We start from the raw sequence: 19310 nt of genomic DNA, 5'->3' as shown, positions 1-19310 counted from the left end.
CGAATCTCTGTCCTATCTGATACGATCGCTTACAAATTTTCCCGACTGTGGGTAAATTTTGACGACAATTGCCCTCTATCCAGAGCTGCGACCAGGTCGGCCTTGCGTCGCGTTATCAACTCAACACCGGACTCATGGAATGATTGCCGTAGTGGCCCTTCAGGGACAATTGCTGCCAACCTCCTTAGGAAAGCATCGCTCTTGTCCTGCGGATCATGTGAGACACCGTGCGCGATGAGCCTCTCTCCGCATATTCTCATCGTCGACGATGATCGCGACATTCGCGAGATGCTGGCAGCCTACCTCACCCATGCGGGATGCCGGGTCTTCCAGGCCGCCGATGCCGCTCAGGCGCGGCAATTGCTTGTCGTACAGGCCATCAGCCTGGTGCTGCTCGATGTGATGCTGCCGGGTGAGGACGGCATTTCCCTGGCCGAATTTATCCGTTCCACCTCCGCGATCCCCGTCATTCTGGTCACGGCCAGAACCGAGGAGAGCGACCGCATCCTTGGCCTCAATGCCGGCGGTGACGATTATGTCACCAAACCTTTTTCCCCGGCAGAACTCCATGCCCGCATCCGTGCGGTCCTGCGTCGCACGGGGGACAACAAGCTCATCAGAGGCGGGGAAGCGAGCGCTTATGGCTTCGGAAGCTGGGTGTTGCGGACCGGGCGGCGCGAACTGGTTGATGCCGAGGCGGTAGTCACCCCCTTACCCAAAAGCGAATATAATCTGCTGCATGCTCTCGTCACCCATCCTCATCAGGTACTGACACGGGACCAGTTGCTGACGCTGAGCGAAGGCCCCGACGCGGTGCTGTTCGACCGCAGCATCGACAACAAGATCAGCCGCCTGCGCCGCAAGCTGGAAGGGCCCCAAGGGAGCCCCGAACTGATCAGGACGTTATGGGGCAGCGGTTATATCTTCGCCTGCGACGTCTGCGTGCTATGACAATGCCCACAAAGCCCAATGTCACTATACAGCTAGCCTTGCTCCTGGGCATCACCCTCCTGATCGCACAGGCGGTGAATTTTGGCCTGATTCTGAACGAACGCCAGAAGTTGAGCCTCGCCAGAAATGAGGCGCCCGCCATCGCCCGCTTCGCCGCAACCGCTGCAGATGCCCAGCGCGCGCGCAGCGCCACGCTGAACGCCTTCCTCGAAGATCGATCACATCGAGGCACGTATTTCGATCTCACCGACAAGAACGATGTCGCAATCCCCGACGATCCGCACCTTCTGCACCAAACCGCCGACGCCTTGAGCGCGGCGGGTGCAAGCTGGCGCGAACTGCACGTCGCCAGCCAGATCCCCTATAAGGGCATGCCCAGAGGCGATAAGCGGCCCGAAACGTCCAATCCGCATGATCCCGACACGCGCGGCCCAGATCGACATGCCGATGAGCAAGTGCTGCGTTTCGCGCTGGAACGCCAGGATGGACGATGGGTCACGGCGCGGATCTTTGCCCCTCGCCGCGATCCTTATCTGACGCTGCGCCTGCTGGCCGCGACCATCATTCTCTATGGTCTGGTGCTGGCGCCCAGCCTGTTGATCGCCTCGCGCATCACCCGTTCGCTGCGCGCCCTCACCCGTGCCGCAGAAACCTTCCAGGGTCAGGGCAATCCACCTCTGCTTGTGCCCGGTGGCCCGCATGACATTGCCCGCGCCATGGAGGCCTTCAATGCCATGAGCAACCGGGTGATCGCTCTGCTCGATGACAAGGACCGCATGCTTGGCGCCATCGGTCATGATCTGCGCACGCCACTGGCATCGCTGCGCCTGCGTCTTGAACAGATGCAACCACCCGAGGACCGCGAAGCCGCCATCGGCAAGATCGAGCAGATCGCCGACACGCTGGATGATATTCTGACGCTTGCTCGCACCGGCAGATCCCGCTCCGCCCCGGAGAAAATCGATCTGGGAGCCTTGGCCGAGGCCGTGGTTGAGGATCAGATCCAGCTTGGTAGGCCCGTCTCCATGTCCGATGCGCCGCGCCATCTGGTACAGGGTCACCCCGAGCAATTGCGCCGCGCGCTCTATAATCTCATCGAAAACGCCGTGACCTACGGCCAAAGTGCGAAGGTCGAGATCGCGCGGCGGGGTACCCTGATCGAACTCTCCGTGTCCGATCAAGGTCAGGGCATACCGGCAGGAGAGTTGGAAGCCGTCATGACCCCATTCTACCGCCGCGACCCGTCCAGGGCTCAGGAGAAAGGCGGAAGCGGACTCGGCCTCCCCATCGCGCGCAGCATTGCACAGAGCCATAACGGCTCACTGATACTGCAATCAGAACCCCAGGGCGGCCTGCGCGCTTTGCTCATCTTTCCGGCAATCGACTGAGGACCAGACGACTGTGACCCCGCCAAACCACCCACATGAAAGACTTGGAGCATAGGCAGTGCTGGTCAAATGCAGCCTCCCGTTCCTCGACTGGCTTTCAACGCTGCAGTCGCGAACGGTCAAATACAACACTATCTTTGTCCTGAACAGGTTGGCTCGAATTGCCGGCGATGATCAGGAAGAGGTTGCGCAAGCGCTGAGTCATGCAAGATCGGTTGTGGGCCCGTCTCAACGGATCGAACTGGTCACCAGGGATGAACGCACCGAGGTTCTCGTGTTCACCAAGCTGACGCGATCCAGACGACATCGCTTGATCCTGGCCCCCCGCAACAACAGCTTTGTCGACTGGGATTTTGAAAATTTTGTCGGGAGTCTCGACGAGGTTCGTAATTTCATTATTTTCAATCTCAATCATGGTGACGCGTCAACGTTTAGAGATTCCCTCAAGCTCATGTCGTCAAACCAGATCTCAGAAACCGTTTCGGAATATCTCGACATTACCCACGATGAAATAATTGACGCCATCTCATGCCTGAATGGGGAAAACAGTCAGAGATTTGCCAATCTCCTGAAAATCCTGAACTGCAAATTCAATGTGAAAACGGACCCGGCAGTAGAGCAGGCGCGCATCGATCGTATGGCCGCGAAGCGACAAAGGCTCCGCGTGCTGCGCGGGATTGCTCCTTGATCCCAGGACCAGATTTACGAAAATGGCGGAGGCCTGGACCGGAAACGACGTTGGAGATATCGACGCGCGTGCCAAATGGTCCACAGATGGCGCGATGTCGCATAGTGATCCCTTAAAAGCCTATCATCCATTGTCACTGGAGTGCCGACATATGAACCCTGTATCGAGACGGCAGTTCGTCGCAACGAGCACAGCTTTAACCGCCATCGCTTCTGCATCGGGCTTGGGCAGTGTTTCCGCACAGGCGCAACCGGGCGGCTTCAATGTGGCCTCCGGCGCGCCCGGCGGTCCGGGAGCTGACGGCAATGGTCCGGGCGCGCAAAAACCCATGGCCCCGGGCCTTCAGGGTATCTCCGCGCTTTGCGAGGTGACCGGCGGCGGCGAGAAGGTCTATGGCATCGCGGTCAGCTATGATGCCGCCATCGATCCGGCCAGCCTGACGCCGGAGAGCTTCGCCGCCGGGGTCGTGCCCGCCGCCAGGGGCTATTTCCCCGGCATGCCTCAGGCGCCCGACAAGAACGCCACCAGCGAAGCGCCCCAGCCCCGCGCCATCGCGGCGATCTACACCAGCGCCGAGCCCGCCCTGCGCGCCGACCGCAAAAGCGTGGCCGGGCGCCATGTCATCCTCGAATTCGCGCATGAGGCCGATCTCAGCCTGCCCACCACCGACAGCGACAAGGTTGCCCTCTCGCAGAACAAGGCAGTGAAAACCGCCAGCGGAGCCACCTATGCCGCCAGCGACAAGGTGTGGAGCAATGTCGGGCGGCGCGGCAACAGCGTGGTCATCCGCGGCGTCGATGCCTGGGAGCAGAACCACTGGTGGTGGGACGATACGCGCTCGGCCTGGCTGGAATACAGCATCTATCTGCCCAAAAGCTTCGTCAAGCCCGGCGGCGAAAACAAGGCCTATCCGCTGGTGCTGGCCATCACCCATTCGGGCACCAGCTATGACGGCACCTGCGCCCAGACGCTGACCGAGCAATGCATCGCCAGCATCTGGAGCCTGCCCGAGGAGCAGGAGCGCCATGAATGCGTCATCATCACCCCGCGCTATGAACGCACCACGATGAACGACTATTGGGAGCATACCGCCGACGTCGAGAACACCTACCGGCTGGTCGAAAAGCTGCTCTCCAACACATGGAACTATGGCAATCCCAACCTGCCGGATCGCGCGAACAAGGTGCTGAAGATCGATCCCGGCCGGGTCTATTGCACCGGCTGGTCGATGGGGGCGATGACCTCGCTGTGGCTGATGGCGAAGCATGCCGGAACCTTTGCCGCAGGCCTGATCATCGCCGGGCAGCAGCGGCCCGAGGATGTCGCCACGCTGGCCGATCAGAAGCTGCTGATCATCACCGGCACCGAGGACGGCAAGGCCACCCCGTGGAACGAAAAATGCGTGCCCGTCTGGCAGCAGCATGGCGCAAAGGTGACGCGCCCGGCTGAAAAGCTCGATCCCGCGCTGATCTTCCCGGTCGAGCGGCAGCAGGCACTGACGGCGCAGGTCGATGGCTATCTGGGCAAGGGCGGGAACATCACCTTCCTGACCTTTCAGGGCGTGGATCATATGGGTTCGGCGCGCAAATTCTTCTACATCAAGGCCGCGCGAGACTGGCTGTTCCGGCAGGTGAAGGGATGACGAGCAAGAATATGAGCCGTCGCGGTCAGCGACAGCGCATCCAAATTTCTAGAGGGCACGACATCATTCAGAAGGATGAAGATGGCGCAGTTGCGCTCTCGGACAAGCCCTTCAACTCGTTAGATAGCAAGGCTGCCGAGTGGATCGTTCGGCTCGATGCGGGCGCCTTGTCATTGGAAGACATGACTACCTTTACCATCTGGTTTTCAAAGCCTCAAAATCGGCAGGCATTTGTTCGACTTAACACCGTATGGTCCCTTTGGGATAGAGTTTCCTGCACGTGAGCTCAATGAAGATCCTTTTCTCTGTATAGATTATTTTGGACAGCTTCGGATGCTCCGCCGCCAGATCGGCGAAGGAAATCCGACCTCATCCGATCTTGCCAGATCGGGCGGTGAAAGTTAGGCGCGACTGAGATCGATTCGCAATAAATCCCTCCGGAACGATCGCAGCGTCACGCAAGAGGAAGGGCTATCCATCGTGCCTGAGGATCAGGATACGATCGCCATGTTCATAGCCCATCGCGGCGCGCTGGTCCGTCTGGCCAACAGCATCGTGCATGATGCCGCGCGCGCCGAAGACATCGTGCAGGATGCCTGGATGCGTCTGGCGCAGGTCGCCAAGACGCAGGCCGTCGGCAAGCCCAAGACGCTGATTTATGTCATCGTTCGCAATCTCGCCATCGACAGCCTGCGCCGCCACAAGCGCGAGGATTCACTGCATGGCGAGATCGAGACGGCGGAACTGACGGTGGCGGACGACAACCCCTCCGCCGAAACCGCCGCCATCGCCCGTTCGGAACTGGAGTCCGTGCTGGAGGCGCTGGCCTCCCTGCCCGAACGCCAGCGCCGGGCCATCGAACTCTATCGCTTCGAAGGGCTCAAATTGCGGGAAGTGGGCGAAAGGCTTGGCATATCCACATCGCTGGCCCAGTTGTTGATCGTGGACGGGCTGGCAATCTGCACCGCCCATCGCGCCAAGGCGGATTAAACAGATGCGCAAAATTTGGAAAAACCGCCGGGGCCAGCGTCCCTGCAACGGAAGGGTCCGCACTGATGCGGGCGGGCAACGCGCGAGAGAAGCCAGATGAGCGGGAATCTCCAGCTTTTGAGGGACGCCGCCTCCTGGCTCGTTCAACTGCGCGAAGAGCCTGAGGATCCCGCACTTTCGGCGGCGTTCGAACAATGGCGCTCGGTTGATCCACGGCATGACGAGGCCTTTCGGCAGGTGCAGGACACTTTCGCCGCCATCGCGCCCCCGCCGCCGATACCAGACCTGCCTCCGTCGCCCCTGCAGCGGCAAGGCCATAACCGCCTGCCGCCATGGCGCCGGCTGTGGCGTCAGGGCTGGGCCATGGCGGCCACGGCGACCGCCGCTGCTGTGGTGCTGGCCCTGTTCCCGGCGCTTCATCTGTGGCTCAGCGCGGATTATCGCACCGGCTCGGGGCAAACCACCGGCCTCGCGCTGGCCGATGGCAGCCGCGTCACGCTCGGCCCTGACAGCGCCATCGCGGTGGACCTGATAGGGCAGCAGCGCAAGCTGCGCCTGCTCTCGGGTCAGGCATGGTTCGAGGTGAAGCACGATGCAGCCCGGCCGTTTCAGGTCGTGGCCGGCGATGTCACCGCCACCGATCTGGGCACGGCCTTCGATGTGCGGATGTTAGGCGCCGTCACGGCGGTGGATGTGCAGCATGGCGCGGTACGCGTCACCGATCAGGCGCATGTTTCAACCGCGCCGCATGATCTTGGGGCCGGGCAATGGCTCCACATGGGCAGCGATCACCGCGCCGAAGCGGGACTGGTCAATCCGCAGCTGATCGGCGCCTGGCGCCAGGGGATGGTGGTGGCCAGAGGGCGCACCATCAGCGAGGTCATCGAGGAGATCCGCCCGTGGTACGCCGGCCGGATTGTGCTGACCAGCAAGGCGCTTGGCCAGCAGCGCGTGTCGGGCATCTATCGCCTCTCCGATCCTCACGCCGCGCTGACGGCTTTGGTCAACCCGGATGGCGGGTGGGTCACCAGAGTTACTCCGTGGGTGCTGATCGTCGGGAAATAGGCTTTTTCAAAAGCCTGATCTTTTTTCTCGGCGTGACACAAAAATTTTTGGAAAGCCCGGAGCCTCCCGCGTCCTTGATGGGGAAGGTGCTATTGCGACACAGACGCAATCACCAAACCTCTCGCAGGATATTGGAGATCGACATGAATCGGGGGAATTTCACAGGCGGCCACGCGTTGAAGGCGATGCTGCTGCTCGCAGGCTGCAGCACCATCATTGCGCCGCTCGCCGCTCAGGCGCAAGAAGCCACCGCCCGCAAGAGCTTCGACATTCCCGCCGGATCACTCGCCGATGCCATCGCGCTTTTTGGCCAGCAGGCCGGGATTCAGGTCACCGCCTCAGATGCGCTGGTCGCGGGGCGCCGCAATTCGGCGCTACGCGGCACATTTGGTTTAGCCGAGGGGCTGAGCACCATGCTGACCGCAACCGGCCTCACCTTCCGCTTCATCGGCGCCAACACCGTGCGGATCGAAGCGGCGCCCCCCAGCGACGATCACGCGGTCCAGCTGGGCACAGTGCAGGTCGAGGCCACCGCGCTGAACACGCCTACAGGTACCCCCCTGCCCTCCCCCTATGCCGGCGGCAAAGTCGCGCGCGGCGGCCGCGCAGGCCTGCTGGGCAATCACGATTACATGGACACGCCGCTCAGCATGGTGAGCTACAGCGAGAAAACCATCCGCGATCAGCAGGCCTCCAGCGTGGCCGAAGTCCTCTTCGTCAATGATCCGTCGGTGCGCGCCTCGATCGGCAGCAGCAACCGCTATGACGCGCTGACCATCCGGGGTCTGCGCGTGCCCAACAGCGACATCGCTCTCAATGGCGTGTACGGCCTGCTGCCCAACTGGCGCGTCGGACCCGATGCAGTCGAACGGGTAGAACTGCTCAAGGGCCCCGGGGCGCTGCTCAACGGCATGGCGCCGGGCGGCAGCATCGGCGGCGGGGTCAATGTGGTGAGCAAGCAGGCCGGGGACACACCGCTGAGCCGCGTGACCGCCGAATATGAATCCGACGCCCATTTCGGTGGCCATGTCGATATGGGCCGCCGCTTCGGCGCGGATCAGGCCTTCGGCATCCGCATCAATGGCGCGATCCGGGGGGGCCAGACGCCTTATGATGGCCAGACGGGCCACAGCAGCGCCGGATCGGTCAATCTCGACTATCGCCGCGATAATCTGCGCCTTTCGCTTGACCTGATCTATCAGGCCGACTGGCTGCGCGCCCCTGAACGCGGCCCGACGATCGCCGCTGGAACGGTGATGCCCTCCGTACCCGACCCGCGCATCAACATGAGCCAGTCCTTCGATTACGGCGACAGCAAAAGCCTGACCGGTCTGGGCCGCGCTGAATACGATCTGGCCAGCAAAGTCACGCTTTATGCGACGGCGGGGGCCAATGGTTTCAACTTCGCCAAGCGCGAGGCCAATGGACCCACCATTTTCAACGCCAATGGCGACGCCACGGCGGACACCAACATCCAGACCGGCCATTATCGCACCAACACGCAGGAGGTGGGGCTGCGCGCCCAGCTGGCCACCGGCCCGGTGGATCATAAGCTGTCCATCAGCGCTAGCCGGTTGTATCAGGCCTATCAGCTGGGACAGGTCACCTATGCCACCTACACCACCAACATCTACAATCCTGTCCGCTTGCCCGAGACGCTGGCGCCGCTCTCGGCCTACAGCATGCGCCCGGCCAGTGATCTGGCCCTGCGCAGCGTGGCTCTTGCCGACACGCTGAGCGTCGCGCAGAATCTGGTGCAGCTGACGGCGGGTGTGCGGCTTCAGGGCGTGACCACCAACAGCTATTCCAGTGCGACCGGCGCAGTCACCCGCCATTACGAGAGCGACGCCACCACGCCGATGGTCGGCCTGCTGGTGAGGCCAAGCAAGGCCCTTTCCTTCTATGGCAATTACATTCAGGCGCTGACCCCCGGGCCTTCGGTGCCCACCGGGGCGATCAACAGCGGCGATGTCTTCGCGCCATACAAGTCGAAGCAGCTTGAGGTCGGCGCCAAGCTCGATCTGGGGGTCTTCGGGGCCACACTGGCCGCCTTCCAGATCAAGGTGCCCAATGGCATCACCGATCCGGTGACCAAGATCTATGCGCTCAATGGCGAGCAGCGCAACCGGGGCATCGAACTGCAAGCCTTCGGCACCATCACGCGGGGATTGCGCCTGCTGGGAGGCGCCACCTTCCAGCAGGGCAAGTTGACCCGCACGCAAGGCGGCATCAACGACGGCCATAATGCGTTGGGCGTACCCGACGTGCAGGCTAATATGGCGGCGGAATGGGATCCCGCTTTCGTGCATGGGCTGACGGTGGGCGGCAGGGTCATCCACACCGGCAAGAGCTGGCTGGACGCTGCCAATGCCTATCGTGTGCCTGCGTGGACCCGTTTCGATTTCACCACGCGCTACGAACTAAAGGCCGCAAACATACCGCTGACCCTGCAGGCCAATCTGACCAATGCCTTCAACCACCGTTATTGGGAAAGCAATCCCAGCGGTTATCTGATCGTGGGGGCGCCACGCACCCTGTGGCTGTCGATCTCGGCCGATTTCTGATCGCGCGCGCCGGCTCCCTGATGGCGGGGCGAAGATGAGGCCGCGACGGTCATCTCCACGGACAGGGCGGATGCCGCGCTTGAAAGCCCGGCATCCGCCCTGACACCCGGCAAGGCACCGCCCCCGGTGCCCGCCAGGCAATCGCGGGCTGTCAGGCCACCACCGTACCTGTGGCCCGCGATTCGCAATGCCCGAACCCGGTCAGAATAGACGGGGTCCAGCTTTGGTCCTCAGGCCTCCATCCCGGCATTGGCCATACCGCGACGCAGGGTGAAGTTTACACCGATCGACAGGAAGGGCTCGGGCGGGTTCATGTTGGGCTTCTCCACCGAGAGCAGGAAATCGCTCAACGGATGGCGCTTGCCAGCGATCAGATCAGCCAGCAGCGTACCCATGGCGGTGCCGCGCACCGTACCCAGACCGTTGCAGCCCAGCGCGCCATAGACGTTGGGGCGCAGTTCGCCGAAGAAGCTGTTGCCGTTGCGGGTCATGCCCAGACCGCCGCCCCAGGTGTATTCGAAGGGCACGTCCTTGATGTCGGGGAAGCGGCGCTCGAAGGACAGACGGTGCGCCTTGCGGAAGCGCTCGGTGGCGCCTTCCTTGAAGCGGCCATCGGCGTTGAAGGTGAAGCTGTTGCGGATCAGGATGCGGTTATCATGCGTGCGGCGGCTGGTGGTGCCGAAGGGATCAGCCGGGATGATGCCCCAGAAATCCTTGCCGCCGATGCGTGCCTGCTCCTCGGCGGTCAGGGGCCGGGTAAGGCTGCCATAGGTGAACATCGGCAGGATGCGCTGATGCATGAAGCCGAAATGCGTGCCGAAATGGTTGTTGGCCAGTACCAGCGTGTCCGCCGTAACGGTGCCCGAAGCGTGATGCAGCACGGTCTTGGCGCCATATTCGATGGCGGTGATCGGCATGTCCTCGAACAGCTGGACATTGGCGGGCAGGCTGTCGGCCAGACCCTTGACCAGACCCGAGGGCTGAACCAGCATCGTTCCCGGCGTGTGGAGCGCCTTCTTGTAGAAATGGCTGCCCACGATGCCGGGCAGATCCTTGCCGTCGATCAGCTCGGCAGGCTGGCCCAGCTTTTCGAGGCCGCCACGATAGGCTTCCAGTACGCGCACACCCTCATCCTCGACGGCGGCCTGATACTTGCCGACATGGCGCAGCTGCGCGTCGACGATGTTGTGCTGCTGGACGAGATCGAAGAGGATCTTCTGGCCGGTCTGGTTCAGCTCGAGGATCTGCTTGGCGATCTTCGGATCGCCGATGTAGTCGGGCGAGCTGATGTCATGCGGTACATCGATCAGGAAGCCCGCATTGCGGCCTGAGGTGCCGAAGCCGACCTGCTGACCCTCGATCAGGATCACCGTGTCATTGGGGAAGTTTTGCGCCAGCTGACGGGCAGCAGCCAGACCGGTGAAACCACCACCGATCACCGCGAAACGGGCCGAGGCATTGCCCTGAAGCGGCGGTTTGGGGGTGCGCTTCTGGCTCGTGTGGAACCAGCCCGGCGTCGGGTCGTCCTGAGGGAGCGCGTCGATCGGCAACACGTTTTCGGGGTATTTCGGCAGACCATCCGACAAGATCGCATTGGCGCCAGCGGTGCCAACGACACCCGCGCCCACAACAGACCCTGCGCCGATCAGCGCATTTCTTCTTGAAAGACCCATGATTTTACAATCCCGATATTTTCTACAAACTCCTCTTCATCGAAATTCTCTTTCAAAGAATGGGGGGAATTTCTCTGAAGGGCGCAATTTCAGCCCCGCAGAGGCGGTGCACTGCGGGCATGGCTGATGTCTACCTTTTGTAGACATCAAGTCAAAAGGAATTTTGGGAGCATGGGCATATACATCTCTATATATCTGTTTTTCCTTCTTTTTTTCCTAAACAGCAAAGAATTCTTCTCCCTTCCAAACGTGTCTCCGATGACTGCAGCAATCGGATAATCACTGAAGAATGGTCGCTCATGCGCTGCGAGGCCAGCTTGGTGGAGCGTTAACGGGAAAGACCCAAACAGTTCATCATCCATGTTATTTTTTTCTTGCAATGCTTTCGCCATTGGAAGAATGGTGGCGCGCCTTTCGGGCATCCTCTCCACAACTTCTAAAGGCCGGCTTCCTAGCCGGCCTTTCTTTTGCCTCACGGCCGCCTGCCGATTGACCGATTTGGGCTAAAACCGATAGTGCAGCTTTCGCTCGACACGCCTCTGCATTGAATTTCTGGTTCACCCGCCGAACACAGCCAGCAAGCACGGCATTCGGACTATCATATCAGCTAGATCGCCCTCGCGGCTTCAGATAGAATTGATGACGCTATTGCGAGTTAATCGCATCTCCGTTATGGCGACCAAAACCTCGTTCCCCCAGAAGTGAGAGGATATCCGTGCCCACCGCTGCGACCAGCGATGTCGCCACGCTTTACGCATCATACAGTGAGTGGCTGCGCGGCTGGCTGCTGCGCCGGACGCAGTGCTCGCAGCGCGCAGCAGATCTGACTCAGGATACCTTCTGCCGCCTGCTCGAAAGCAGCAGATTGGCGCCGATCCGCGATGGACGCTTCTATCTGGCGACCATCGCGCGGCGGCTGATCATCGACGATGCCCGCCGGGCGCGGGTGGAGGTCGCCTTCCTTCAGGCCCATGCCACCATCATGCAGGACATGGCCGAACCGGGCCCGGACCGGATCGCCGAGGCGGTCGACGAACTGCTCACCATCACCGCGGCGCTCGATACGCTGCCAGCGCGAGCCCGGCGGGCCTATCTGCTGGCCCGGCTCGACGGCTGGGGCCATGCCGCTATCGCCGCCGAATTGGGTGTCTCCAAGAGCATGGTGAAGCAGTATATCGCAAAGGCCTATGCCTGCTGCTATGCGGCAGCCTATGGACCGCCCGGCATCCGGCCCTGACATGCCCAACCCCGAACCCACACCGCAGATGGTCGAGCAGGCCGCGCAATGGCTTGCCCATCTGGAGTCCGGCGAGGCAAGCCCGGCAGACCAGACCGACTATCAGGTTTGGCATGATGCCCATCCGGCCCATGCTCTGGCGATCCGGCGCATGAGCGGCTTTGCCGCCCGCCTCGACAGCCACAAGCCCGTCGCGCGCGAGACGCTGCGGCAGATGTTCCTGCGCCCCAAACGGCAGCTTGGCGGCACGCTGCTTGGCCTGTGCCTTCTGGCGGGCACCGGCCTGCTGGCATGGCATGCCCTGCCCCACGAGCTATGGCTGGCCGATCACCGCACGCCGGTCGGCGTGACGCGCAGCGTGCCTCTGGCCGACAACAGCCGCATCACCCTCTCGACCGACAGCGCGGTGGATGTGGACGAGCGGCACGATCAACGCCGCATCCGCCTGCTGCAGGGCGAAGTCCTCGCGGTGGTGACCGAACAGCGCCACGCCCCCTTCGTGGTGGTGACCAGCGACGGCACCGCCGAGGCGATGGGCACGCAATTCACCGTCAGCAAAAGCGCCGAGGGCACGCAGGTGACGGTGATCCGCTCGCATGTGCGCGCCTGCCCAACAGGGGCCGAGCCCAGCGCCTGCCTGATCCTCGCCCCCGGCCAAAGTGTGAGGCTTGCCAATGGCCGGGCCACGCGTCTGGGCGATGTCGCGCCCGGCGATGCGGCGGCGTGGAGCGAGGGCTGGCTCCCCGTCGAGGATCGACCGCTGGCCGATGTGCTGGGCGACTTCAATCGCTGGCGCACCAGCCCGCTGCGCTTTGATCGGGCCGATCTGGCGGGGCTCAGGGTCTCGGGCATCTTCCCGCTGCGCGATACCGACCGGGCGCTGGGCAATCTGGTCCTCAGCCAGCCGATCCTTGTCGATCGTTCCGATCCGCAGGCCATCCGCATTCGGCGTCGGCCAGCACAGAGCCAATAAATTTTCCGACCGCACTGTCCCGCCGCGCATCTCATCCGTCCCATCGATGAGAGCATTGTGAAGGGGAGTTCGAAATCTTGCGTAGAACCTATGTGGTCGCGGGCGTGGCATCCTTGCTGGGGGCGGTGGGCCCCGTCATCGCCGCCCCGGCGCTGGCCCAGACGGCCAATGCCAGCCAGACCTATGATATTGCCGCCGGGCCTTTGGGGGCCGCGCTCAACCGGTTCGGGCGCGCGGCGCATGTGCCCTTGTCCTATGATCCCGCGCTGGTCAGCGGCAAGCGCACGAAAGGCCTGCATGGCGCCTTTGCCCCCGCGCAGGCGCTCGATCAGCTGCTGAGCGGCACCGAGCTGCGCCATCAAAGCGACGGCTCGGGCGGCTTCGTGATCCTTGCGGGCGCGGCGGTTACAGCCCCCTCCCCCGCCCATGAACAACCCCGGCTGGAAGAGATCGTCGTCACCGCCGACCGCCGCGACAGCTTCGGCGCCGACTATATGCAGGCCGGCACCTTTCACGATGCGCGCCAGATCGACACGCCGCTGACCGTCACCGTCGTGCCCCGCACCCTGCTCGATGCGCAACAGGCGCGCTCGATCTTCGGGGCGGTGCGCAACACGGCGGGCGTCACGCAGGCGCAGATCAACACCACCATCTACAGCAACCTGTCGATCCGCGGCATTCCGGTGGACAACACCACCAACTTCCGCCTGAACGGCGTGCTGCCGATCATCACCTTTCTCGACATTCCCATCGAGGACAAGGACCGGGTCGAGGTGCTGAAAGGCGCGGCGGGGCTCTATTACGGCTTCGCCAGCCCCTCGGGCATCGTCAATCTGGTGAGCAAGCGGCCCGAGGCCAAACCGCTGGCCGGGGTGGAGCTGTTCAGCGACAGCCATGGCACGCTGGGCGGCGACATCGACATCAGCCGCCCGCTGGGCAAGGCCGGGCTGCGCATCAATGCCGGGGCGGCCTCGCTGGAGACCGGCATCAAGCGCACCGCCGGGCACCGCGCCTTCGTCTCGGGCGCCTTCGACTGGAAGCCTGTCGAGCGGCTGACGATCCAGCTCGATGCAGGCTATATCTACAAGACGATCACCGAGCCCACCGAATATGTGCTGCCCGCCGCCGTCAATGGCAAGATCACGGTGATGCCCGTGCCCCGCGCCTCGAAAAATCTGGGCGGCGAATGGATGCAGGGCGACGGCTGGGAGACCAATCTGCTGGGTCGCGCCCAATATGCGATCTCCTCCGCATGGAGCGCCTCCTTTGCGGTCGGGCAATCCTATATGCAGCGCAACCGGCGCTATTCCTCCTTCAGCGGCTATGATCTGGCCACGGGGAACGGCACGCTGACCGTCGCCACCACCAACAACAGCAATTACCGCAACATCATCTATCGCGGCGATGTGACCGGCGTGTTCGCGACCGGCCCCATCGAGCATCAGCTTCAGCTGGGCGCCTCGCTCAACACGCGCGATGTGGTCACGCCCACGGCCTCACGCAGCAGCTTTGCGCAAAACCTCTATGCGCCGGTCGAGATTCCCGAGCAGGCGCTGGCCGCCCATGTGGTGGCCTCACGCGATCATATCCGGGATGCGGGGCTTTATGTGTTCGACAGGCTCAGCTTCCACCAATGGCTGCAGGCCACGGTGGGCTATCGCAAGACCGAATACAGCGACCAGAGCCTCACCAGCTATTACAAGACCAGCCCCGGCACATGGTCCTATGGCCTGATGGTGAAGCCCGCGCGCTGGGCAAGCGTCTATGGCAATTACATCGAAGGGCTGGAAAGCGGCGGCATCGCGATCCAGATCGCCAAGAATGCCGGGGAGCAGCTGCCCGCATCGCTGAGCAAGCAGCGCGAGCTGGGCGTGAAGGTGGAGCCCCTGCGCGGCTTGCTGCTGACCGGCGCGTGGTTCAGCGTGGACCGCGCCTCGACCTACATCAACGCCGCGCAATATTTCGTGCAGGATGGCCGCGCGCGCTATCAGGGCTTCGAGTTCAGCGGTACGGGCGAGATCACCCGCAACCTCTCCCTCTCGATGAGCGGGGTGTTTCTCGACGCCAAGCAACGCTCCGGCGATCCCACCGTGGTGGGCAAGCAGATCGAGAACAGCGCGAAGTTTTCAGGCTCGGCCTTTGTGGAATACAAGTTGCCGATGGTGAAGGGGCTGAGCGTTACCGGCGGCATCTTCCGCGTGGGGCCGCGCGCGGTGAATGCGCTCAATCAGGCCTTTGTCGCGGGCTATTCCACCTTCGATCTGGGCGGCAGCTATGCCACCACGCTGGCGGGCCGGAAGGCCGTGCTGCGGATCTATGCCGCGAACGTCACCAACAAGCGCTATTGGGCCGCGACAGGATCAAGCCTTGTCGCCACAGGCAATCCGATGACGGTCAATGCCAGCGCGTCGTTGCGCTTTTGAAGGGGCGGCTGGGGCACCGACATCTGGAGGGCGCGCAGCTGTCGGCCACGCGCCTATCTGATGCCTTCCGCTGACATTGCCGTCGTTCGCGGGTCCGATTGGCCCCGTCAAAAGCCGTCGTCGGTTCATCGGGCTTTGGTCGATAGGAGACGGCTGCTTTCAGAGCCGTCGAGAACGACAATCTCTGGCAGAAATGTTAGGGAGAGCGGACACTGGCGAGGGTGGCGAAATGGTGCCATCAGAACACCATGAGACGGATCAACGCCTTTTTATTGTGCTTGATGCTATGCGCGAGCGGGAGTGAAGCGAAAACCAAGACCTACAGTCAAGGATGCGGCGCTCGCCCGGCAGGTTGGATTACCCCCCGTCAAGGGCGCAGTATCTGGAATGAAGTGATTGCAATCTCGGTCTCAGCCGATGGTGCATCAAAGTTCAATGGTACTGGTGTCTCAAGGAGTGAGCTTCAGGCCAATATGAAGCTGGCAAGGAACCTTGAACCTACCGTCATTGTACAGGCGAAATTCGATCCGGCTACGGACTGCAAAGCGGTCTCAGAGATTCGGAAAATGATGTCTCAAACTCTTGATTGCCAACATGGCCAGTGCGCCGAGGGGGAAGGTCATTGGTGGCTCATCGGTGACGTTGGCAGAAATCCTCAGCCCTACGATCCTGAGGCTGCGCCCAAGTCGGCGGAAAGACCTTGATGAGAGCGGCAGCTTTGTTGTCGTTTCCGGAAGGGCCTCTTTTCCCGCCTGAGATTCGGATAGCCGCCCTCAGCGACAAACATGAAGCATAGGCGGCTTTGTAAAGGGGAGCGGACGTTGCATATTAATGTCAGATTGATGGAATTGCGCATGACAAAGGGACGGCGAAGCATTTGTATATTGGCCACGGCCCTGTGCGTTTCGTGCCAATCTGACCCAAAGTCGTTTCACGTGCCTTCACAATCTTGTGAAGTTGCCCTGTCGTATGTGAAGGAATTCGGGGCTAAAGCTGAGTCCCCTGTTGCTGTCTTTTTTGCCCCAACGAGCGAAGACCTCGGTACTGCGAATAAAGTATCGATTGATCAATTTCTGCGGGAGAACCCTGAATGGAAAAAAAGACAAGACGCGCAGTTAGACATAGAACTGATCAAAAAGTCAGAGAAATTTTCCAAAATCTCGGTCATTCAGCAATGCTCTGTACTGCATGAATGGTGGAAAGAACACAGCGCAATCCATGATGATGAAGAGATAAGGCGCATTGTCGGTTCTATTCCACCTCGGAATTCTGAAGAATGGAAGCCACTTTCAAAAGGGATTTTAGCGATTTCCGTTCCTGTTATATCGGATGATGGCACAATCGCGAGGCTGAATGTAGCCGAAATCACAAATTTCGAAGGAGGGCGATTCGAGGTGACTTACAGCCGGGGCTTGGATGGAAAATGGCATATGAAAGACAAGTCTGGCCGCATCGATTAAACGATTGGCTGCTTTGTTGTCGGCTCCGGAACGTCGTTTTTCTCCGTCTGAGATACCGATAGCCGCCCGCCGCGACAAATCTGACCCACCGACAGCTAACAAACTGCGGGCATGACCTTGCCCATGGCAGGAAAGTCAGGGGGAGCGGACGTCAGCCCCGCTTCATCCATTTGATGAACGACAAGCTTAGTTGAAGCAGCACCGCAAATCCGATCACTGCAATTGCGGGTATCCAAAGCAATATCGAAAAATTGTACACCTCCCACCAAAAGCCCGGCTCCTCTTTGTTGGCTGGGTCAATGAACGGGAAAGCGAACCCTCGCACGACAGCGAGAGCAAATAATGCCAGACCAAACCAGAAGATGCGCAACGGGCGGAACATGCCTCGAATGTAGCACCTGAACCAACGTCCGCAATGTTGTCGGGACCGGAACGGCAACTTTTCTGCCCAAGGGGCCGATAGCCGCCCTCCGCGACAAATCTGACCCACCGACAGCTAACAGGCTGCGGGCATGACCTTGCCTATGGCAGGAAAGTTGGGGGAAGCGGACTACCAGATTGCAGAGCTGACGAAAGATATGCAGTCGTTCTTATGGAGCAACGCGCTCATTGCCTATAAAACCCATCTTGAAGCCTGTTGCGTATGTCACATTCATAAGGCAGGCCATTGGCCCACCATCAGGATCACCGTTTGCAGCATGCTGCATTACCCATTCGGGGCTAAGCGCGTTTGGTCCATATTGAGATTGAAAAGCCCCATCTGCGTCGCACAGCTTTTCGATTTCACGGGCAAATGCCTTGTCGTCAGTCACCCCAGACTCGTACTTAGGCAATCGGTTGAGGATATTGTGAGTCGTAAGCCATTTACGATTCTCGGCAGTGGCCAATGCCGCGAAGCGCGCATCCCTGATAGCATCAAAGCGCGGCTGCACAGATGGCGATAGCACCACGTCATAGAAGCTAGATGCTCTGTCGATACAGTTCAGTTGTGCATCGGAAACCGTTGTCGCCATGACTAGTAATACGTCGCTATTCGGTTCTACATCAGACCGCACGGTTACGGCACCTACACCGCAAGCAGCCACGCGCTTTGCAGCAGCTTGAGGCGAAATACGGTCAAATGCATCGGGCGCTCCCGCCGATAGCAGGGCAACGGAGATTAGAAGCATCGGAACGAACATCTAGTTAATATGGCTCCTTTCGTGCTCTCCAGCAAGAGCGGCGAACGTCCGCTAAGTTGTTGCGTCCTGACAGGCGGAAATTTTTAACACACCGCAGCTTATCTGCCGTACCCCTCACAGGTTTTGGATGAACATTGCGGGCAATATGCTAACGGCCCCGACTATGTGAAGACCAACCACTGCCCAAAACAGGCGAGGTCGGATCGAACGTTCGGCGTAGAATTGTTTGCCAAAGAAATGCGCGTAGGCAATCCGCCCATACTTGTAAGCCCGCCAAAGCGACCAAGCGCTGCAAGCTTCAAAAGCTGCGAACAATATCCATTCAGCCAGATGCATACACGCAACATGATCGGAAAATTTGGCGGATGCAATGGCTGCTAAATGGCAGGTTTGTTGTCGGGACCGGAACGGCAACTTTTCTGCCCAAGGGGCCGATAGCCGCTCTCCGCGACAAATCTGACCCACCGACAGCTAACAGGCTGCGGGCATGACCTTGCCCATGGCAGGAGAGTTAAGGGAAGCGGACGTTGCAAAGTCGTGCGCAACTCGTATGAAAAGCTATGATCTGGAACATCATCGATAAGCGAGAGCGGCCTTACCGTTGGCAGAAAGTCAATGCTATTGTGGAAGCAGTAGAGCATGACAATAGCTGTGCCGATGCCGATCAAGCTCCTGAAAGCGATCCGATGCTAACCGTCGATTACGCGTCGCTTGAAGCGGTATCAGTTCAGGAAGCTGTTGTATGGGCAAGTGGTCAACGCTGTCCTGTTACCCTCTTCCTTTACGATGAAGGGCGTGGCTTGGCCAACGAAGAGCATTTCAATAATGTGGCCAGTCGCATTGCGGAAGAAGGCGAGGCAGCGAGCGACCGCTAAGTTGTCGTCACCGGAAAGGCAGATTTTCCCATCCAACAGGCGGATAGCTGCCTTCCGCGACAAACATGGACCACTGGCCTGCTAATGGGCTGGGAGCATGGGATGGCCCATGACAGGAAAGTTAGGGGGAGCGGACATTATTTTTGAAACATAGATAGCGCAAAGCCTGTGCAGATGAAGATCAATGGCACAATCGTGAC

The 19310-nt window shown here is 60.7% G+C and carries 18 protein-coding genes; 14 read left to right on the top strand and 4 right to left on the bottom strand.

Going from position 1 to position 19310, the window contains the following annotated elements:
* Nucleotides 1-234: 234 nt before the first annotated feature.
* The 8 genes from HGK27_RS24645 (at nucleotide 235) to HGK27_RS24610 (ending at nucleotide 9288) form a co-directional block, all read left to right on the top strand.
* A complete protein-coding gene (locus tag HGK27_RS24645; RefSeq protein WP_206243480.1) occupies nucleotides 235-951 on the top strand; it encodes a response regulator in 717 nt (238 codons plus the stop codon).
* Nucleotides 952-989: 38 nt separating this feature from the next.
* Entirely contained in the window at nucleotides 990-2339 is a 1350-nt protein-coding gene (locus tag HGK27_RS24640; RefSeq protein WP_206243479.1) for a sensor histidine kinase, read from the top strand.
* Between the two features lie 58 nt (nucleotides 2340-2397).
* Entirely contained in the window at nucleotides 2398-3027 is a 630-nt protein-coding gene (locus HGK27_RS24635) for a hypothetical protein (protein ID WP_206243478.1), read from the top strand.
* 151 nt (nucleotides 3028-3178) lie between these two features.
* Nucleotides 3179-4669: an alpha/beta hydrolase-fold protein gene (locus HGK27_RS24630; RefSeq protein ID WP_206243477.1), complete on the top strand. Its 1491-nt coding sequence runs from the start codon at nucleotides 3179-3181 to the stop codon at nucleotides 4667-4669.
* Nucleotides 4666-4953, top strand: coding sequence for a FecR/PupR family sigma factor regulator (locus HGK27_RS24625; protein ID WP_206243476.1), 288 nt, complete (start codon nucleotides 4666-4668; stop codon nucleotides 4951-4953). The genes HGK27_RS24630 and HGK27_RS24625 overlap by 4 nt, the downstream gene beginning before the upstream one ends.
* A 196-nt stretch (nucleotides 4954-5149) precedes the next feature.
* Nucleotides 5150-5659, top strand: a complete 510-nt coding sequence (locus tag HGK27_RS24620) for a sigma-70 family RNA polymerase sigma factor (protein ID WP_206243475.1) — start codon at nucleotides 5150-5152, stop codon at nucleotides 5657-5659.
* Between the two features lie 96 nt (nucleotides 5660-5755).
* Nucleotides 5756-6724, top strand: coding sequence for a FecR family protein (locus HGK27_RS24615; protein WP_206243474.1), 969 nt, complete (start codon nucleotides 5756-5758; stop codon nucleotides 6722-6724).
* A 143-nt stretch (nucleotides 6725-6867) separates the two neighbouring features.
* On the top strand, nucleotides 6868-9288 hold the full coding sequence (locus tag HGK27_RS24610) for a TonB-dependent receptor (protein ID WP_206243473.1): 2421 nt from the start codon (nucleotides 6868-6870) through the stop codon (nucleotides 9286-9288).
* A gap of 230 nt (nucleotides 9289-9518) precedes the next feature.
* On the opposite strand, the gene HGK27_RS24605 is transcribed toward HGK27_RS24610, so the two are convergent.
* Together HGK27_RS24605 and HGK27_RS24600 are read right to left on the bottom strand one after the other, a co-directional pair.
* Nucleotides 9519-10841, bottom strand: coding sequence for an NAD(P)/FAD-dependent oxidoreductase (locus tag HGK27_RS24605; RefSeq protein WP_241127851.1), 1323 nt, complete (start codon nucleotides 10839-10841; stop codon nucleotides 9519-9521).
* 266 nt (nucleotides 10842-11107) lie between these two features.
* Nucleotides 11108-11383 carry a hypothetical protein gene (locus tag HGK27_RS24600; RefSeq protein WP_206243471.1) on the bottom strand — a complete coding sequence of 92 codons (276 nt, stop codon included), beginning with the start codon at nucleotides 11381-11383 and terminating at the stop codon, nucleotides 11108-11110.
* A 293-nt stretch (nucleotides 11384-11676) separates the two neighbouring features.
* Here HGK27_RS24600 and HGK27_RS24595 point away from each other — a divergent pair, with 293 nt between their 5' ends.
* From HGK27_RS24595 to HGK27_RS24575, 5 genes are all read left to right on the top strand, one after another.
* Nucleotides 11677-12198, top strand: a complete 522-nt coding sequence (locus tag HGK27_RS24595; protein WP_206243470.1) for a sigma-70 family RNA polymerase sigma factor — start codon at nucleotides 11677-11679, stop codon at nucleotides 12196-12198.
* Between the two features lies 1 nt (nucleotide 12199).
* A complete protein-coding gene (locus tag HGK27_RS24590; protein WP_206243469.1) occupies nucleotides 12200-13171 on the top strand; it encodes a FecR family protein in 972 nt (323 codons plus the stop codon).
* A gap of 77 nt (nucleotides 13172-13248) precedes the next feature.
* Nucleotides 13249-15594, top strand: coding sequence for a TonB-dependent siderophore receptor (locus tag HGK27_RS24585; RefSeq protein WP_206243468.1), 2346 nt, complete (start codon nucleotides 13249-13251; stop codon nucleotides 15592-15594).
* Between the two features lie 248 nt (nucleotides 15595-15842).
* Nucleotides 15843-16298, top strand: a complete 456-nt coding sequence (locus HGK27_RS24580) for an ExbD/TolR family protein (RefSeq protein WP_206243467.1) — start codon at nucleotides 15843-15845, stop codon at nucleotides 16296-16298.
* Nucleotides 16299-16448: 150 nt separating this feature from the next.
* Nucleotides 16449-17054, top strand: coding sequence for a hypothetical protein (locus HGK27_RS24575; RefSeq protein WP_206243466.1), 606 nt, complete (start codon nucleotides 16449-16451; stop codon nucleotides 17052-17054).
* Nucleotides 17055-17205: 151 nt separating this feature from the next.
* Here the strand turns inward: HGK27_RS24575 and HGK27_RS24570 are convergent, their stop codons facing one another.
* Nucleotides 17206-17436: a hypothetical protein gene (locus HGK27_RS24570; RefSeq protein WP_206243465.1), complete on the bottom strand. Its 231-nt coding sequence runs from the start codon at nucleotides 17434-17436 to the stop codon at nucleotides 17206-17208.
* 208 nt (nucleotides 17437-17644) lie between these two features.
* Nucleotides 17645-18235 (bottom strand): hypothetical protein, encoded by a 591-nt coding sequence (locus tag HGK27_RS24565; RefSeq protein ID WP_206243464.1) that lies wholly within the window; start codon nucleotides 18233-18235, stop codon nucleotides 17645-17647.
* A 560-nt stretch (nucleotides 18236-18795) separates the two neighbouring features.
* Between HGK27_RS24565 and HGK27_RS24560 the strand changes: the two genes are divergently transcribed.
* On the top strand, nucleotides 18796-19110 hold the full coding sequence (locus tag HGK27_RS24560) for a hypothetical protein (RefSeq protein ID WP_206243463.1): 315 nt from the start codon (nucleotides 18796-18798) through the stop codon (nucleotides 19108-19110).
* Nucleotides 19111-19310 lie beyond the last annotated feature (200 nt).

Source organism: Novosphingobium terrae (genome assembly GCF_017163935.1).
Taxonomy (GTDB): domain Bacteria; phylum Pseudomonadota; class Alphaproteobacteria; order Sphingomonadales; family Sphingomonadaceae; genus Novosphingobium; species Novosphingobium terrae.
The sequence above is the reverse complement of the archived record's forward strand: the minus strand, read 5'-3'. Positions and strand labels throughout refer to the sequence as shown.

What these genes read in the sequence shown, in the direction of transcription:
- HGK27_RS24645 (WP_206243480.1), top strand. Translation starts at nt 235, where the DNA reads ATGAGCCTCTCTCCGCATATTCTCATCGTCGACGATGATCGCGACATT.
- HGK27_RS24615 (WP_206243474.1), top strand. Translation starts at nt 5,756, where the DNA reads ATGAGCGGGAATCTCCAGCTTTTGAGGGACGCCGCCTCCTGGCTCGTT.
- HGK27_RS24570 (WP_206243465.1), bottom strand. Translation starts at nt 17,436, where the DNA reads ATGTTCCGCCCGTTGCGCATCTTCTGGTTTGGTCTGGCATTATTTGCT.
- HGK27_RS24630 (WP_206243477.1), top strand. Translation starts at nt 3,179, where the DNA reads ATGAACCCTGTATCGAGACGGCAGTTCGTCGCAACGAGCACAGCTTTA.
- HGK27_RS24565 (WP_206243464.1), bottom strand. Translation starts at nt 18,235, where the DNA reads ATGTTCGTTCCGATGCTTCTAATCTCCGTTGCCCTGCTATCGGCGGGA.
- HGK27_RS24560 (WP_206243463.1), top strand. Translation starts at nt 18,796, where the DNA reads ATGATCTGGAACATCATCGATAAGCGAGAGCGGCCTTACCGTTGGCAG.
- HGK27_RS24625 (WP_206243476.1), top strand. Translation starts at nt 4,666, where the DNA reads ATGACGAGCAAGAATATGAGCCGTCGCGGTCAGCGACAGCGCATCCAA.
- HGK27_RS24610 (WP_206243473.1), top strand. Translation starts at nt 6,868, where the DNA reads ATGAATCGGGGGAATTTCACAGGCGGCCACGCGTTGAAGGCGATGCTG.
- HGK27_RS24600 (WP_206243471.1), bottom strand. Translation starts at nt 11,383, where the DNA reads ATGCCCGAAAGGCGCGCCACCATTCTTCCAATGGCGAAAGCATTGCAA.
- HGK27_RS24590 (WP_206243469.1), top strand. Translation starts at nt 12,200, where the DNA reads ATGCCCAACCCCGAACCCACACCGCAGATGGTCGAGCAGGCCGCGCAA.
- HGK27_RS24575 (WP_206243466.1), top strand. Translation starts at nt 16,449, where the DNA reads ATGACAAAGGGACGGCGAAGCATTTGTATATTGGCCACGGCCCTGTGC.
- HGK27_RS24580 (WP_206243467.1), top strand. Translation starts at nt 15,843, where the DNA reads ATGAGACGGATCAACGCCTTTTTATTGTGCTTGATGCTATGCGCGAGC.